Genomic DNA, 15,213 nt, shown 5'->3' with positions numbered 1-15,213 from the left:
TTCTCGTAGAAGTCGTCTTACATGCGCTCGGGCGCGGACACGCCCAGCAGGTCCAGGCCGTTGGCCAGGGCCTGGCGCACCGCCAGGGCCAGCGCCAGGCGCGCGTTGCGCGCATCGGCATCGTCGATGAGGATCGGTTCGCCGTCGTACCAGGCCTGGAAAGCATAGGCCAGTTCGCGCAGGTATTGCGCGATGGCATGCGGCTCCAGCGAAACGCCGGCCGCTTCGACCACTTCCGGATAGCGCGACAGCTCCACCATCAGCGCGATCGAGGCGGCGTCCTCCAGCGAGGGCAGCGCGGCGATGCCGGCGGCCTGATCGTAGGCCGCATAGCCCTTCTCCTCGACGCGGCGCAGCAGGCTGCACACGCGCGCATGGGCGTACTGCACGTAGAAGACCGGGTTGTCCTTGCTCTGCTCGCGCGCCAGGTCGATGTCGAAGGTCAGCTGCGAATCGGGCTTGCGCGCGATCAGGAACCAGCGCGTGGCATCGGCGCCGGCTTCCTCGATCAGGTCGCGCAGGGTCAGGTAGCTGCCGGCGCGCTTGGACAGTTTCACTTCCTCCCCGCCGCGCATCACCGTGACCATCTGGTGCAGCACGTATTCGGGCCAGCCCTTGGGGATGCCCACGTCCAGCGCCTGCAGGCCGGCGCGCACGCGCGCCAGCGAGCCGTGGTGGTCGGCGCCCAGCTCGGTGATCGCGCGCTCGTAGCCGCGCTGCCACTTGGACAGGTGATAGGCCACGTCCGGCACGAAGTAGGTGTATGTGCCGTCGGACTTGCGCATCACGCGGTCCTTGTCGTCGCCGTAGTCGGTCGACTTGAGCCACAGCGCGCCGCCTTCCTCGTAGGTGTGGCCGGACTTGATCAGCGTCTCGACGGTCTCCTCGACCTTGCCGTCGCGGTAGAGCGCGCTCTCCAGGAAGTAAACGTCGAAGCCCACGCCGAAGGCGGCCAGGTCGGCGTTCTGCTCGCGGCGCAGGTAGGCCACGGCGAAGCGGCGGATGGCATCGAGGTCCTCGATGTTCTGGGCGCCGGTGATGGTGTGGCCTTCGATCTCGATGGCATCGCCGCGCAGGTAGGCGGCGGCGACATCGGCGATGTAGTCGCCGTTGTAGGCCGCCTCGGGCCAGTCGGCGTCGCCGGGCTTGAGGCCGTGCAAGCGCGCATAGGTGGACCTGGCCAGGTTCTCGATCTGTACGCCGGCGTCGTTGTAGTAGAACTCGCGCTTGGTGTTCCAGCCGTTGGCGGCCAGCACGCGCGCCAGGCAGTCGCCGATCACCGCGGCGCGGCCGTGGCCCACGTGCAGCGGGCCGGTCGGATTGGCCGAGACGTATTCCACGCCGACCGTGCGGCCGGCACCGGACGCGTTGCGGCCGTACTGCGCGCCCTGGGTCAGCGCGGCCACGGCCTCGCGCTGGTAGGCGGCGTTGGCCAGATGGAAGTTGATGAAGCCGGGTCCGGCGATCTCGATCCGGGCGATATCGGCGCTGGCCGGCAGCGCGTCGACCAGGGCCTGGGCCAGGGCGCGCGGATTGCTGCGCGCCGGCTTGGCCAGCAGCATGGCGGCATTGGTGGCGAAGTCGCCGTGCTCGCGGGTCTTGGGACGCTCGACGGTGAAGTCCGGGGTGGCGGTCTCGGCGGGCAGGGTGCCGGCCTGGCGCAGGGCGTCGATGCCCTGGGCGATAAGGGCACGCAGATCGGATTTCACGGGGTTCTGGCTCGATGGGTCACGCGGGACCGGACATTTTAGCCCACGCCCGCCGCCTTGCCGGCCCCGGCGCCCGGGCCGCCGCGCGCGGGCCTCACACCCAGCCGCGCGCGGCCAGCGAGACCGGCGGGCCGTCGGCGATCACGAAGTGGTCCAGCAGGCGCACGTCGACCAGCGCCAGGCCGGCCTTGAGCCGCGCGGTGACGGCGCGGTCGGCGGCCGAGGGCTCCGGGTTCCCGGAGGGGTGGTTGTGGGCCACGATCACCGCCGAGGCGTTGAGCGCCAGCGCGCGCTTGACCACCTCGCGCGGGTGCACCTCGGACGCGTCCAGGCTGCCGGCGAACAGCTCCTCGAAGGCCAGCGCCCGGTGCCGCGTGTCCAGGAACAGCGCCGCGAACACTTCGCGCGGCCGCGCCCGCAGCTTCAGCGCGAAATAGCGGCCGGCCGCGTGCGGGTCGTTCAGCATCTCGCCGCGGGCCAGGCCGGCGGCCAGGTGGCGCTGGCCCAGTTCGAGCGCGGCGGCCAGCTGGCAGGCGCGCGCCGGGCCCAGGCCGGGCAGGGCCGCCAGCGCCTTGGGCGGGTGGTCGAGCAGGCCGCGCAGCGGGCCGTGGCTGGCGAGCAGGTCGCGCGCGGTGCGTACCGCGTCGCGCCCGGGCAGGCCCGAGCCGAGGAAGATCGCCAGCAGCTCGGCGTCGGACAGCGTGGCGGCGCCGCGCGCCATCAGTTTTTCGCGGGGGCGTTCCTCGGCGGGCCAGTCGCGGATATGCATGGGCGCTTCCTTGGGCTTGGGACGTGCCGCTTCCCTGCGGCGTCATGGCGATTGTTCCGGACGCTCATGCCCTGGGGTTATCAGAGCCGGGAGGGGCGTCGGGTAAGCTGTCGCCCTAGTTCTGGTTCGGAAAATTCTGACGTGGCCCAGGCCCTGGAAGGACAACGCATCCTGCTGTGCGTCGGCGGCGGCATCGCCGCCTATAAATCGTTGGAACTGGTGCGCCGGCTGCGTGATGCCGGCGCGCAGGTGCAGGTGGCGATGACCGCCGGCGCCCAGCAGTTCGTCACCCCGCTGAGCTTCCAGGCCCTGTCCGGCCAGCCCACGCGCACCAGCCTGTGGGACAGCGCCGCCGAGGCCTCCATGGGCCATATCGAGCTGGCGCGCTGGGCCGACCGCGTGCTGATCGCCCCGGCCACCGCCGACCTGCTGGCGCATCTGGCCCACGGCCTGGCCGACGACCTGGTGACCACCCTGGCCCTGGCCACGACCGCCCCGATCACCGTGTGCCCGGCGATGAACCACATCATGTGGAAGCACGCCGCCACCCAAGCCAACCTGGCCACCCTGCGTGCGCGCGGGGTGCAGGTGATCGGGCCCGAGGACGGTCCGCTCGCCGAAGGCGAATCCGGCCCGGGCCGCCTCAGCGAGCCGGACGCGATCGTGGCCGCGCTCAGCCAGGCGGCGCAGGCGGCCGTTCCGCTCGACGGTCCGCTGGCCGGGCTGCATGTCGTGGTCAGCGCCGGTCCCACCTATGAGGACCTGGACCCGGTGCGCTATCTGGGCAACCGCAGCAGCGGCAAGATGGGCTTCGCCGTGGCCCAGGCGGCCGCGCGGCGCGGGGCGAAGGTCACCCTGGTGGCCGGCCCGGTGAGCCTGGGCACCCCGCCCGGCGTGACCCGCGTGAACGTGCGCTCGGCCGCGCAGATGCGCGCGGCGGTGTTCGGCGCCTTCCCGGCCGATGTCTACATCGGCGCCGCCGCGGTCGCCGACTACACCCCGCGCACGCCGGCGCCAAACAAGATCAAGAAGTCCAGCGAATCGCTGGCGCTGGACCTGGTCCGCACGCCGGACATCCTGGCCGAGGTCGCCGCCTCGGTGCAGCCGCTCAAGCTAGTGGTCGGCTTCGCCGCCGAGACCGAGAACGTGGCCGAGTACGCGCGCGGCAAGCTGCTGGCCAAGCGCCTGGACATGATCGTGGCCAACCGGGTCGGTATTCCCGACGGCGGCTTCGAGAGCGACAGCAACGCGATGACCGCGTTCTGGAAGGATGGCCAGCGCGAGTTCCCTTCCGCGCCCAAGACCGCCCTGGCCGAGGCGCTGGTGGACCTGATCGGGGAGCGTCTGCGCGCATGAGCCTGCCGATGGAAGTCAAACTGCTGGACCCGCGCTTCGGCGAGACCTGGCCGCTGCCGGCCTATGCCACCTCGGCCAGCGCCGGGCTGGACCTGCGCGCCGCGCTGGAGACCCCGCTCACGCTGGGGCCGGGCGAGACGGTGCTGGTGCCCAGCGGCATCGCCATCCACCTGGCCGATCCCCATCTGTGCGCGATGGTGCTGCCGCGCTCGGGCCTGGGCCATCGTCACGGCATCGTGCTGGGCAATGGCACCGGCCTGATCGATGCCGACTACCAGGGCCCGCTGCTGATCAGCCTGTGGAACCGCAGCAGCGAGGCCTTCGTGATCCAGCCCGGGGACCGGGTCGCGCAGCTGGTGGTGTTGCCCATCGCGCGCGTAGCGTTGAAGATCGTGGATACTTTCGTGGAAAGCGCGCGTGGAGAAGGGGGCTTCGGCCACACGGGCGTCCGCTGACAGGGGCGAAACGTCGCATGGCTGGATTCAAACGAAGGACCGCGAAGACAGGCAGCGGGCAACACGTGCTGCTGCTGTCCGCCCTGCTGGTGCTGCTGGCCGCGTGGTTCGGCTGGAGCGCCTGGGTGCTTTACCAGGAAGGTGCGCGCCGCGACGCGCTGCTGCAGGCGCGCGATGCCGCCGTGCAGGGCCTGCAGCAGAACCTGCAGACCCAGACCGCCAAGCTCGACCAGCGGGTGGCCACGCCCGCCTTCCAGGCCGCGGTGAGCGCCGACGACACCGCCGCGGTCGGCGCGGCGATCAAGGCCGGCTGGCCCGAGGTGGAAGCCGTCGACATGCTGCCGGCCGATCTTCAGTCCGCCTACGCCGATGCCGCCAGCTTCGGTTACAGCAAGCTGGCGCTGCTGGAAGCTGCCCAGCAGGCCAAGGGCGCGATCGTCGGCGCGGTGCGTGACGGCACGGGCACCGGCCTGGCGCTGGCCGTGCCGGTGCAGAACCGGCTGCTCTACGTGCGCCTGCCGATGGCGCTGCTGACCGCCCAGATTGACGGCGCGCAGGTGCCGGGCGCCTATCTGGCCCTGCGCCAGGGCGGCTTCACCCTGCGCGAGGTCGGCGATGCGGGCCTGTCCGGGTCCGCCGACGCGCTCTCGCGCCCGGTCGGCCAGACCGGCCTGCGCGTGGCCGCCGCCGTGCCCGACGAAAGCGAGGGCCCGCTGGGCCTGGGTGCGCTCCCCAGCGCGATCGTGGCGGCGCTGCTGCTGGCGCTGGCCGTACTGGTGGCCGCGCTGACCACCGGCAAGGTCAAGCTCAAGGTGCCCGAACTGCGTCGCGGCAAGGGCGAGGACGTGGCCGACGACGGCCTGACCCTGGACCAGGCCGTGCAGTCGCACCGCGCCGCCGCGGCGGCCAGGGCGGCGGACGAGGCCGATGCCGAAGCAACGGCCACCGACGCGCCAGTCGAGACGGTCGGCTTGGCGGCCGCGCCGGCCGCCAAGCTGGTGCGTGGCACCACCGTGGACCCGGGCATCTTCCGCGCCTACGACATCCGCGGCGTGGTCGGCAAGACGCTGAGCGTGCCGGTGGCCGAGCTGATCGGCCAGGCGATCGGCTCGGTGATGGCCGAGCAGGGCCTGACCGAAGTGGTCGTCGCCCGCGACGGCCGCCTGTCCGGCCCGGAGCTGTCCACCGGCCTGATCGAAGGCCTGCGCAAGGCCGGCCGCGATGTCATCGACATCGGCATGGTGCCCACGCCGGTGGCGTATTTCGCCGCCTTCCACCTGCGCACCGGCACCTGCGTGGCGGTCACCGGCAGCCACAATCCGCCGGACTACAACGGCTTCAAGATCGTGGTCGGCGGCGAGACGCTGTCCGGCGCCGCCATCACCGATCTCTACACCCGCATCAGCGAAGGGCAGCTGCACAGCGCCGAGCGCGGCGGCCTGACCCAGCGCGAGATCGCCGAGGACTACGTCCAGCGCATCGCCAGCGACGTGCAGCTGGCACGCCCGCTCAAGGTCGTGGTCGATGCCGGCAACGGCGTGGCCGGCGAGATCGTCCCGGTGTTGCTGGAGGCCATCGGCGCCGAGGTCGTGCCGCTGTACTGCGACATCGACGGCACCTTCCCCAACCATCACCCCGATCCCAGCGAGCCGGACAACCTGCTCGACCTGGCCTCGACGGTGAAGCGCTTCGACGCCGATCTGGGCCTGGCCTTCGACGGCGACGGCGACCGCCTGGGCGTGGTCACCCACGACGGCCACGTCATCTTCCCCGATCGCCTGCTGATGCTGTTCGCCGCCGACGTCCTCGAGCGCAACCCCGGTGCGATGGTGATCTACGACGTCAAGTGCACCGGCAAGCTGCAGGGCTGGACGCTGCGCAACGGCGGCACGCCGCTGATGTGGCAGACCGGGCATTCGCTGATCAAGGCCAAGATGCGCGAGACCGGCGCCGAACTGGCCGGCGAGATGAGCGGGCACTTCTTCTTCCAGGAGCGCTGGTACGGCTTCGACGACGGCCTGTACGCCGCCGCGCGCCTGCTGGAGATCCTGGCCGCGCGCGACGACCAGACCCCGAGCGAGATCCTCGACGCGCTGCCCGACGGCGTGTCCACGCCGGAGATCAAGGTCGAGGTGCCCTCCGGCGATGCGCATGCGATCGTGCAGGCCTTCGTGGACGCGGCCCGGTTCGACGGTGCGCGCCTGTCCACCATCGATGGCCTGCGCGCGGACTGGGACGACGGCTGGGGCCTGCTGCGCGCCTCCAACACCACCCCGGTGCTGGTGCTGCGTTTCGAGGCCTCGGACGCGGCGGCGCTGGAACGCATCCGCGGCGCGTTCCGCAGCCAGCTGCAGGCCGTGGCGCCGCAGCTCAAGCCCCGCTTCTGAGGCGCGGTAATAGCGCGAAGGCGGAGCGGGCTCCGGCATGTCCACGATCTCCGGAGCAGCAACTGCTTTGTGGGAGCAACTGGCCCTGCCTGTAGAGCGGAGCTCGCTCCGCTGCTCTTCGTTCGGTTCATGGGGAAAGCCCCAGCGGAGCAAGCTCCGCTCTACCCACGACAGGTTCAGGCCTGGCGGCCAAGCAGCGAGATGCCTGCCGCCATCGCCAAGCCGAACACCGGCAGCTTCGCGAGCCCGGCGCTGCTCAGCACAGCAGGCTTAACCGCCCGCACCCACCTCAACCGTTCGCCGCAGCGCTGGCCTTCATATCGCGGTAGCGCTTCAAGGTGTCCTCCACCTCGGCGCTGAGCTGCGTGCGCTGCTGCTCGAAATTGGTCAGCAGCGCCTGCTGGCGCAGCAGGTCGGTGTGGCGCTGGCGCACGTCCTCGGCCAGCTTGGCGTCGACCTTGCGGCCGGCCAGTTCGGCGTTGCTGGCCTGCTGCAGCTTGATCACCAGCGCCTCGCGCATGCTGGTCAGATTGAAGCGCGCGGTCTGCACGTTGTTGTCGATCAGCGTGGTGCGCTCGTTGAACACGCGCTTGAGATCGTCCTCGGACGCATAGGACAGCAACATCGCCTGCTCGGTGCGCTTGCGCGTGTCCTCGGCCGCCTGGTCGGCCCGCGCCTGGGCGGCGGCGGCGGCCAGGTCGGCGCGCTGCTCGGCGGTCAGCGCCTGGCCGACCGCGCCGGTGCGCGCACCGCTGGTGGCGCTGAATTCGTCGCGCGCGCTGTTGACCTGATCCGGCGGCAGCGCATCGGAGCAGGTGCGGCCGCTCTTGGGGTCGTTCCAGCAATAGAGCTTCTTGGCCTGGGGCGCATCCTGCGCGCCCGCCGTCAGCGCCGCCGCGGCCAGCGGCATCATCAACATCGCGGCGAACCTGGTCCTGGTCATGACAGCCCCCTTGCTGCCAGTGGCGATTACGCGGCGCTGCCGTACCGGGCCCGGTAGGCCAGAAGCTGCTCGCGGTGGCCGACAAGTTCCGCATTTTCCCCGGCGAATGCAAGCAGATCGTGCAGGCTGGCCACCGCGATCACCGGCACGCCGGTCTCGGCGGCCACGCGCTGGGCGGCCGACAGGCGCTGGCCGTCCTCGCCGAGGATTTCCTGGCGATCCAGCGCCACCACGATCCCGGCCGGCACGCCGCCGGCCGCGGTGATCAGGCCCAGCGCCTCGCGGATGGCGGTGCCGGCGGTGATCACATCGTCCACGATCAGCACCCGGCGCTCGTCCAGCGGCGCGCCGATCAGCGTGCCGCCCTCGCCATGGTCCTTGGCCTCCTTGCGGTTGAAGGCCAGCGGCAGGTCGCGGCCGCGGCGGGCGAACTCCATGCCCAGCGCGGTCGCCAGCGGGATGCCTTTGTAAGCCGGGCCGAACAGCAGATCGAACGACACCCCGGCCTCCTCGATCGCATCGGCGTAGCAGCCGGCCAGCTCGGCCAGCGCCGCGCCGCTGTCGAAGCGCCCGGCGTTGAAGAAGTAGGGGCTCAGGCGGCCCGACTTGAGCGTGAACTCGCCGAAACGCAGCGCGTTGGCGCGCAGGGCCAGCTGAAGGAAGCGCGCACGGTGGTTGGACATGGGCGTCTTGAACGTGTGGGGATGGGCAAAGGTTAGCAGGCGGCGGCGGCCGGATCGGGCGGTATGCTTGCGCGTCGCTTCTGTCTTCGGCTCCAACTCCATGCGCATCATCAGCTTCAACGCCAACGGCCTGCGCTCGGCCGCGTCCAAGGGCTTCTTTCCGTGGTTCTCCGCACAGGACGCCGACGTGCTGTGCGTGCAGGAGACCAAGGCCCAGGAACACCAGCTGGCCGGGCCCGAATTCCTGCCGGCCGGCTACAAGGCGTATTTCCGCGACGCGACCACCAAGAAGGGCTACTCGGGCGTAGCGATCTACAGCAAGGTCGAGCCCGACGAGATCCGCACCGCGCTGGGCTGGCCGGAGTTCGACGAGGAGGGCCGCTACCTGGAGGCGCGCTTCGGCAACCTGAGCGTGGTGTCCTTCTACATCCCGTCCGGCTCCTCGGGCGAGCTGCGCCAGGGCTACAAGTTCCAGGTCATGGAATGGCTCAAGCCGATCCTGGACCAGTGGCTGGCCAGCGGCCGCGACTATGTGCTGTGCGGGGACTGGAACATCGTGCGCACCCGGCTGGACATCCGCAACTGGACCAGCAACCAGAAGAACTCCGGCTGCCTGCCGCCCGAGCGGGACTGGCTCAACGGCCTGTGCGCCGACGAGGGCGCGCAGGTCGATGTGGCCGCCGGCCGCGGCTGGGTCGACGCCTACCGCGTGCTGCATCCGGAAGGGCAGGACTACACCTGGTGGTCCAACCGCGGCGCGGCGCGCGCCAACAACGTGGGATGGCGCATCGATTACCAGTTCGCCACGCCCGGCTTGCGCGATCGCCTGCGCGGCTGCGCGATCTATCGCGAGCAGCGCTTCTCCGACCATGCCCCGTTCACCGTGGACTACGCCCGGTGAGCGCCGCGCCCGGCGGGCGGCCGGTGTCCTACAAGGGCTGGCGCGGGATCAAGGCCGCATTCGCCACGCCCTCGGCGCTGACCATGGCGCTGCTGGGCTTCGGCAGCGGATTGCCGTTTCTGCTGATCGCCTCGCAGACCCTGTCCACGCGCCTGCGCGACGTCGGCCTGCAGCTGGGCGAGATCGGCCTGATCAGCCTGGCCAGCTTCTTCTACCTGCTCAAGTTCGTCTGGGCGCCGCTGATCGACCGCTACACGCTGCCGCTGCTGTCCGGGCTGGGGCGGCGGCGCTCCTGGCTGCTGGCCGCGCAGGTGCTGGTCGCGGCGAGCCTGTTCGCGCTCGGCGCCATGCGGCCGGAACTGGGCGTGGCCGGGCTGGTGACCTGGGTACTGGTGGGCTCCTTCGCCGGCGCCACCCAGGACGCGGTGGTCGATGCCTACCGCATCGAGATCGCCCCGGAAAGCGCCCAGGCCGCGCTGGCGGCCACCTACATCCTTGGATATCGCATCGCGCTGATCGTCGGCGGCGCCGGCGCGCTGTACATGGCCGAGTTCGAGGACTGGAAGATCGCCTACTTCTGCATGGCCGCGCTGATGCTGGTGCCCATCGTCACCACGCTGGTCAGCCGCGAGCCGGTGCGACCGGAGGCCACGGTGGTGCGGCGGATCGACTTCTTCGGCGCCTTCTGGCAGCCGATCGTCGGCTTCTTCACCACCAACGGCTGGAAGCTGGCGCTGGCGCTGCTGCTGTTCGTCGGCCTGTTCAAGTTCCCCGACCAGGTGATCGGCGTCATGGCCGGGCCGTTCTACCTGGACTCGGGCTTCACCAAGTCCGACATCGCCACGGTGTCCAAGCTGTTCGGCATCTGGATGAGCATCGTCGGCGCCTTCGGCGGCGGCATGGCGGTGGCGGCGTTCGGCTTTAGGCGCATGCTGCTGCTGGCCGCACTGGCGGTGGCGCTGTCCAACCTGGCCTTCCTGCTGATGGCCCAGCATCCGGGCCAGTTGTGGGCGTTCTACGCGGCGCTGAGCGCGGACAACATCTCGCAGGGATTTGCCGGCACCGTGCTGGTGGCCTTCATGTCCTCGCTGACCGACCGCAACTTCACCGCCACCCAATACGCGCTGCTGGTCTCGCTGGCCAATTTGCCGGGCAAGTTCGTGGGCGGTGTTTCGGGCTACATCGTCGAGGCCACCTCTTATTCGACCTTCTTCGCCCTGAGCGCGCTGACCGTGATCCCCACGCTGGCCTTGCTTGCCTGGCTGTGGCGTCGTATCAAGGAGCCTTCCAGGACAGTGGCCGCACCCGACCATGACCGACCTGCTCATCCGTGACCTCGATCCGATCCTGACCGATCGCATCCGCCGCGTCGCCCAGGCGCGCGGCTGGAGCACCGAGGAGACCATCAGCCGCCTGATCGAGCACGGCCTGTTCGCGGTCGAGGCCGAGGTGCGCAACGGCTTCAGCGACCCGGAGGTCGCCGTCCTGTCCGAGGCCATCGCGGCGCTGCGCGCGGTGCCGCACGGCGGCCCGGCGTCCTAGCCGCCGCTTTCGCCCTCAGGTCAATTCCGCGCGCCGCGGTTTCCCGCGAATTCCGGTGCGATCAGGCCGGATACAGCGCGCCCAGCACGCGCAGTCCCTTGGCGCCGCTGACGCTGGGCAGGTTGCCTGGGCGCCCGGCCAGGGTCTCGCGCGCCAGCCAAGCAAAGCCCATGGCCTCGACGTAGTCCGGATGCAGGCCGTGGGCCTCGGTGGATTCGACCACCACGCCCGGCAGCCGCGCCGCCAGGCGCTGCATCAGCACCGGGTTGTGCACGCCGCCGCCGCAGACCATCACCCGCGCGGTGCCGGACTGGGTCGCGCTCAGCGCCTCGGCCACGGTGACCGCGCTGAGTTCGACCAGCGTGGCCTGCACGTCGGCCGGCGCCAGCGCGGCCTGGCCGAGCTTGCTTTCGACCCAGGCCAGGTGGAACTGCTCGCGACCGGTGCTCTTGGGCGGCGGCTGGGCGAACCACGGCTCGTCCAACAGCCTCGCCAGCAGCGCTTCATCCGGCTTGCCGGTCGCGGCGAAGGCGCCGCCGGCATCGAAGGCCATGCCGGTATGCCGCTCGCACCAGGCGTCCAGCAGCGCATTGGCCGGGCCGGTATCGAAGCCGCGCACCGCGCCGCTGCCCGGCAGCAGGGTCAGGTTGCCGATGCCGCCCAGGTTGAGCACGGCCCGGTCTTCGCCCGGGTCGTGCAGCATCGCGGCGTGGAAGGCCGGCATCAGCGGCGCGCCATGGCCGCCCGCGGCGACGTCGCGCCGGCGGAAGTCGGCTACGGTCGGGATGCCGGTGCGCTCGGCGATGACGTTGCCGTCGCCCATCTGCCAGGTGAAGGGGAAGGTCCCCTCCGGCCGGTGGCGCACGGTCTGCCCATGCGAGCCGATCGCCCGCACCAGCGCCCGGTCCAGCCCGGACTGGGTGATCAGCCGGCCCGCCGCATGGGCGAAGGCCAGCGCGACCTGCACGTCCAGTTCGCCCAGCTCGTCCAGCGAGGTCGCCTCGCCGCCCTGGCCCAGCTCGATCAGACGCGTGCGCAGCGCGTCGTCCCAGCGGTAGGTGCGGCCCATCAGCAGCTGCGGCTCGGGGTCGAAGCGCACCAGCGCCACGTCGATCCCATCGGCGCTGGTGCCGGAAATCATGCCCAGATAGAGGTCGCCCAGCGCCGGCTTGCGTGCCAGCGGTCCGCCGGCGCGCGCCGCAGCCGGCGGAGTCACTGGCGATCCGGCCGCTTGCGCGACGCCTCCAGCGCCTGGGCCAGCGTCACGGACGGCTGCGGCGCCGTGGCCGGCGAGGCATCGGCGTAGATCGCGCTTTCCACGGTGTGGATGCGGGCCAGCGCGCTCGAGGTCTGGGTCTTGAACTGCGCCAGCACCGTGCCGGACAGCGGCTCGGGCGGCGGCAGGGTGACCTTGAGCGGGTTGCGGTGCACGCCGTTGACGCGGAATTCGTAGTGCAGATGCGGGCCAGTGGCCATGCCGGTGGACCCGACGTAGCCGATCACGGTGCCCTGCGCGATGCGCTGGCCGGTCTTGATCTTGGCGAAGCGCGACATGTGCCCGTACAGCGTCGTGCGGCCCTGACCATGGTCCAGGATCACCACATTGCCGTAGCCGCGCTGCTGGCCGGCGAACTGCACGCGCGCATCGCCCGCGGCCATGATCGGCGTGCCGGTGGCCGCGGCGTAGTCCACGCCCTGGTGCATGCGCATCGTGCCCAGGATCGGATGATGGCGCGCCCCGAAGGTCGAGCTCAGCCGCGCGTAGGGAATCGGCATGCGGATGAAGCTGCGCTTGAGCGGTTTGCCGCTGGCGGTGAAGTACTCCGGCTGCCCGCCCGGGCGCGTGAAGCGGAAGCCCGAATGCAGCTTGCCGTCCACGGTGAAGGTCGCCGCCTGGACCGGACCGGTGGCCACAAGCTGGCCCTCACGCCAGGTCTGCTCGACCACCACGCTGAAGCGGTCGTTGGCTTCCAGGTCGGAGTTGAAGTCGATGTCGTACTTGAAGATCTCGTCGGTCAGCGCATTGATGTTGGCCGCCGTCAGCCCGGCCTTGCGCGCCGAACGGATCAGCGAACTGCCGACCTTGCCGCTCAGCACCGCGGTGCGCACGCTGACCTCGCGCTTGATCACCCGCTCGGTGACCGCCTCGTCGCTGATGTCCAGCTGCACGCGCGAGGCCATGTCGCGGTCGTAGCGCAGCGCCTTCAGCACGCCCTCGGCGGGAAGATCGAAGGCGATCTCATCGCCCGGATGCAGGCGGCGCAGCTCGGCCGCGGCCGCCTTGTTCTCCATCACCCGCTGCAGGGTGGCGGCCGGCATGCCCATCTCTTCGAAGATCGCGCTCAGGGTCTGGCCGGGGCGGACGTTCACCGTCTGCCAGTTGTCGCCCGCCGAGGCCGCGGCGGCCTGCGTGTCGATCTCGGGTAGCGCCAGCGGCACGCTGGCCAGCGGCTTGCGCTGTGGCTGTACCACGCTGGAGAAGCCCGGCACGATGGTGGCCACCATGATGCCGATGGTGGTGAACAGGGACGCGTGGATCCACTGCCGGCGCGTCCACCGGCCCTGGGGCAGGTGCTGGGTCAGTTGGCGGTGGAGAGCGGACTCTCGAAGGACTTCCAGTCGTTCGCGAAAGCGTTGCTTGCGGCGGCTGCCGTCCCCGTGCGTCTGCATCGATGTCTTCACCCTGGGGCCCAAGCGGAAGGCCCAATCGGGCTACCATAGTCAGGCATGGGGAGCAGGTCAAACCGTTGAGTGGATTGGTTTTTTCCTGCGGTCCGGCGTTAACCTCGATTTAACCGCGCGTTCAACTTTGTGGTGGCCGCGCCGGTCTCTTTCTTCATCTGGAACCTCACGTGTCACAGGCAGACGCACTGCAACTGATCGGCCGCGGCGCCGACGAAATCCTCAAGCTCGAAGACCTGCAGCAACGCCTGCAATCCGGCCGTCCGCTGCGCATCAAGGCCGGGTTCGACCCGACCGCGCCGGACCTGCACTTGGGCCACACGGTGCTGCTCAACAAGATGCGGCAGTTCCAGGACCTGGGCCATCAGGTGATCTTCCTGATCGGCGACTTCACCGGGATGATCGGCGACCCGACCGGCAAGAACGTCACCCGCAAGCCGCTCACCCGCGAGGACGTGCTGGCCAATGCGCGCACCTACGAGGACCAGGTGTTCAAGGTGCTGGACCGCGAGAAGACCGAGGTGCGCTTCAACAGCGAGTGGTTCGGCAAGATGGGCGCGGCCGACATGATCCGTCTTGCGGCGCAGCACACCGTGGCGCGCATGCTCGAGCGCGACGACTTCGCCAAGCGCTACGCCGCCCAGCAGTCCATCGCCCTGCACGAATTCCTCTACCCGCTGGTCCAGGGCTACGACTCGGTCGCCCTGGAGGCCGATGTCGAACTGGGCGGCACCGACCAGAAGTTCAACCTGCTCATGGGCCGCGGCCTGCAGGAGCACTACGGGCAGAAGCCGCAGATCGTGCTGACCATGCCGCTGCTGGAAGGCCTGGACGGCGTCAACAAGATGTCCAAGTCGCTGGGCAACTACATCGGCATCGGCGAGCCGGCCATCGACATCGTCACCAAGACCATGAAGATCGGCGACGCACTGATGTGGCGCTGGATCGAGCTGCTCAGCTTCGATATCGGCGTGGACGAGGCCAAGGCCCTGCAGGCCGAGGTCGCCTCCGGCGCGCTCAATCCGCGCGACGTCAAGCTGCGGCTGGCGCGCGAGCTGGCCACGCGCTTCCACGACGCGGCCCAGGCCGAGACGGCGATCGCCGGTTGGCATGCCGTCGTGCGCGGCGAGGGCGATACCTCGCTGCTGCCGCTGCAGGATGTGGTGGTCCCGGCCGAAGGTCTGCGGATCGGCGCCTTGCTGACCGCGGCGGGCGTGACGCCGAGCAATTCCGAGGCCGGCCGCAAGCTCAAGGAGCGCGCGGTGAAGGTCGACGGCGTGGTGATCGAGGACGCGCAGCTGCAGCTGCAGCCGGGCTTCGAGGGCGTGCTGCAGGTGGGCAAGCGCAACTTCGCCCGCGTCCGCCTGCTCGCCGGCTGACGCCCGCAGCCAGCGGGCAGGCGACAAAAGCCTGCCCCATCAGGCACTTGGCGCACAAAGTAAAAAGAACTTCGCAAACCCCTTCCCAAGGCGGCCGCGCGCTCCCATAATGCGCGCCCCGCCACGGTGGTGGCCGGCCCAGCCGGCACACGACGAGACGGGGTCCACCAAGCGCCTCGCACGAAGCACTTGACGGATGCGGGAACTGCCTCATAATGGGCGGCTCGCTTCGGCGGAAACGAACAGCGGTTGGGTTTCGGATCTGGTGGAGCTAAGTTCGAAAGACCTCCTCACGAGGTGTTGACGAACTTCGAAAGCGCCCTATAATGGGCGGCTCACTTCGGCGAAACGCTGAAGGATACGAAGGAAGGCGCTGAGGCCGACTTCGAGCTCTTTGACAGTATGCG

The 15,213-nt window shown here is 70.1% G+C and carries 13 protein-coding genes; 7 read left to right on the top strand and 6 right to left on the bottom strand.

All coding sequences use genetic code 11. From position 1 onward, the window contains the following. Positions 1-17: 17 nt before the first annotated feature. A complete protein-coding gene (argS, locus tag EAT51_RS18785; protein WP_130521759.1) occupies positions 18-1,709 on the bottom strand; it encodes an arginine--tRNA ligase in 1,692 nt (563 codons plus the stop codon). Between the two features lie 94 nt (positions 1,710-1,803). After that, positions 1,804-2,478 carry a RadC family protein gene (gene radC, locus EAT51_RS18780; protein ID WP_130521760.1) on the bottom strand — a complete coding sequence of 225 codons (675 nt, stop codon included), beginning with the start codon at positions 2,476-2,478 and terminating at the stop codon, positions 1,804-1,806. A 66-nt stretch (positions 2,479-2,544) separates the two neighbouring features. Between radC and coaBC the strand changes: the two genes are divergently transcribed. From coaBC to EAT51_RS18765, 3 genes are read left to right on the top strand one after another with little or no spacing between them, the layout of a single operon-like run. Next, entirely contained in the window at positions 2,545-3,834 is a 1,290-nt protein-coding gene (coaBC, locus tag EAT51_RS18775) for a bifunctional phosphopantothenoylcysteine decarboxylase/phosphopantothenate--cysteine ligase CoaBC (RefSeq protein ID WP_425478256.1), read from the top strand. Continuing rightward, on the top strand, positions 3,831-4,289 hold the full coding sequence (dut, locus tag EAT51_RS18770) for a dUTP diphosphatase (RefSeq protein ID WP_130521762.1): 459 nt from the start codon (positions 3,831-3,833) through the stop codon (positions 4,287-4,289). Before coaBC ends, dut begins: the two co-directional genes overlap by 4 nt. Positions 4,290-4,306: 17 nt before the next feature. Continuing rightward, a complete protein-coding gene (locus EAT51_RS18765) occupies positions 4,307-6,676 on the top strand; it encodes a phosphomannomutase/phosphoglucomutase (protein WP_130521763.1) in 2,370 nt (789 codons plus the stop codon). A 289-nt stretch (positions 6,677-6,965) separates the two neighbouring features. Here the strand turns inward: EAT51_RS18765 and EAT51_RS18760 are convergent, their stop codons facing one another. Together EAT51_RS18760 and pyrE are read right to left on the bottom strand one after the other, a co-directional pair. Next, positions 6,966-7,619, bottom strand: a complete 654-nt coding sequence (locus EAT51_RS18760; RefSeq protein ID WP_228258000.1) for a hypothetical protein — start codon at positions 7,617-7,619, stop codon at positions 6,966-6,968. A 26-nt stretch (positions 7,620-7,645) separates the two neighbouring features. After that, positions 7,646-8,302 (bottom strand): orotate phosphoribosyltransferase, encoded by a 657-nt coding sequence (gene pyrE, locus EAT51_RS18755; protein WP_130521764.1) that lies wholly within the window; start codon positions 8,300-8,302, stop codon positions 7,646-7,648. Positions 8,303-8,402: 100 nt separating this feature from the next. Here pyrE and EAT51_RS18750 point away from each other — a divergent pair, with 100 nt between their 5' ends. Genes EAT51_RS18750 through EAT51_RS18740 form a run of 3 tightly spaced genes read left to right on the top strand, consistent with a single transcriptional unit; the run spans position 8,403 to position 10,745 of the window. After that, positions 8,403-9,203, top strand: a complete 801-nt coding sequence (locus EAT51_RS18750; protein WP_130521765.1) for an exodeoxyribonuclease III — start codon at positions 8,403-8,405, stop codon at positions 9,201-9,203. Continuing rightward, a complete protein-coding gene (locus EAT51_RS18745) occupies positions 9,200-10,537 on the top strand; it encodes an AmpG family muropeptide MFS transporter (RefSeq protein ID WP_130535483.1) in 1,338 nt (445 codons plus the stop codon). The genes EAT51_RS18750 and EAT51_RS18745 overlap by 4 nt, the downstream gene beginning before the upstream one ends. Then, complete coding sequence (locus EAT51_RS18740; RefSeq protein ID WP_130521767.1) at positions 10,515-10,745, top strand: hypothetical protein; 231 nt, start codon at positions 10,515-10,517, stop codon at positions 10,743-10,745. The genes EAT51_RS18745 and EAT51_RS18740 overlap by 23 nt, the downstream gene beginning before the upstream one ends. A 61-nt stretch (positions 10,746-10,806) precedes the next feature. Here EAT51_RS18740 and EAT51_RS18735 read toward each other — a convergent pair whose 3' ends face one another. Next, positions 10,807-11,925 (bottom strand): anhydro-N-acetylmuramic acid kinase, encoded by a 1,119-nt coding sequence (locus EAT51_RS18735; RefSeq protein WP_265937043.1) that lies wholly within the window; start codon positions 11,923-11,925, stop codon positions 10,807-10,809. A gap of 32 nt (positions 11,926-11,957) precedes the next feature. Continuing rightward, positions 11,958-13,415, bottom strand: coding sequence for a peptidoglycan DD-metalloendopeptidase family protein (locus EAT51_RS18730; protein ID WP_130521768.1), 1,458 nt, complete (start codon positions 13,413-13,415; stop codon positions 11,958-11,960). A gap of 182 nt (positions 13,416-13,597) precedes the next feature. Between EAT51_RS18730 and tyrS the strand changes: the two genes are divergently transcribed. Further along, positions 13,598-14,806 (top strand): tyrosine--tRNA ligase, encoded by a 1,209-nt coding sequence (gene tyrS, locus EAT51_RS18725; protein ID WP_130521769.1) that lies wholly within the window; start codon positions 13,598-13,600, stop codon positions 14,804-14,806. Positions 14,807-15,213: the final 407 nt, after the last annotated feature.

Origin of the sequence: Pseudoxanthomonas winnipegensis, assembly GCF_004283755.1 — a bacterium.
GTDB lineage: Bacteria > Pseudomonadota > Gammaproteobacteria > Xanthomonadales > Xanthomonadaceae > Pseudoxanthomonas_A > Pseudoxanthomonas_A winnipegensis.
The sequence above is the reverse complement of the archived record's forward strand: the minus strand, read 5'-3'. Positions and strand labels throughout refer to the sequence as shown.

Coding starts and splice junctions, on each gene's coding strand:
- EAT51_RS18760 (WP_228258000.1), bottom strand. CDS start 7,619: ATGACCAGGACCAGGTTCGCCGCGATGTTGATGATGCCGCTGGCCGCG.
- EAT51_RS18730 (WP_130521768.1), bottom strand. CDS start 13,415: ATGCAGACGCACGGGGACGGCAGCCGCCGCAAGCAACGCTTTCGCGAA.
- EAT51_RS18765 (WP_130521763.1), top strand. CDS start 4,307: ATGGCTGGATTCAAACGAAGGACCGCGAAGACAGGCAGCGGGCAACAC.
- EAT51_RS18750 (WP_130521765.1), top strand. CDS start 8,403: ATGCGCATCATCAGCTTCAACGCCAACGGCCTGCGCTCGGCCGCGTCC.
- dut (WP_130521762.1), top strand. CDS start 3,831: ATGAGCCTGCCGATGGAAGTCAAACTGCTGGACCCGCGCTTCGGCGAG.
- radC (WP_130521760.1), bottom strand. CDS start 2,478: ATGCATATCCGCGACTGGCCCGCCGAGGAACGCCCCCGCGAAAAACTG.
- EAT51_RS18740 (WP_130521767.1), top strand. CDS start 10,515: ATGACCGACCTGCTCATCCGTGACCTCGATCCGATCCTGACCGATCGC.
- pyrE (WP_130521764.1), bottom strand. CDS start 8,302: ATGTCCAACCACCGTGCGCGCTTCCTTCAGCTGGCCCTGCGCGCCAAC.
- coaBC (WP_425478256.1), top strand. CDS start 2,545: ATGCCCTGGGGTTATCAGAGCCGGGAGGGGCGTCGGGTAAGCTGTCGC.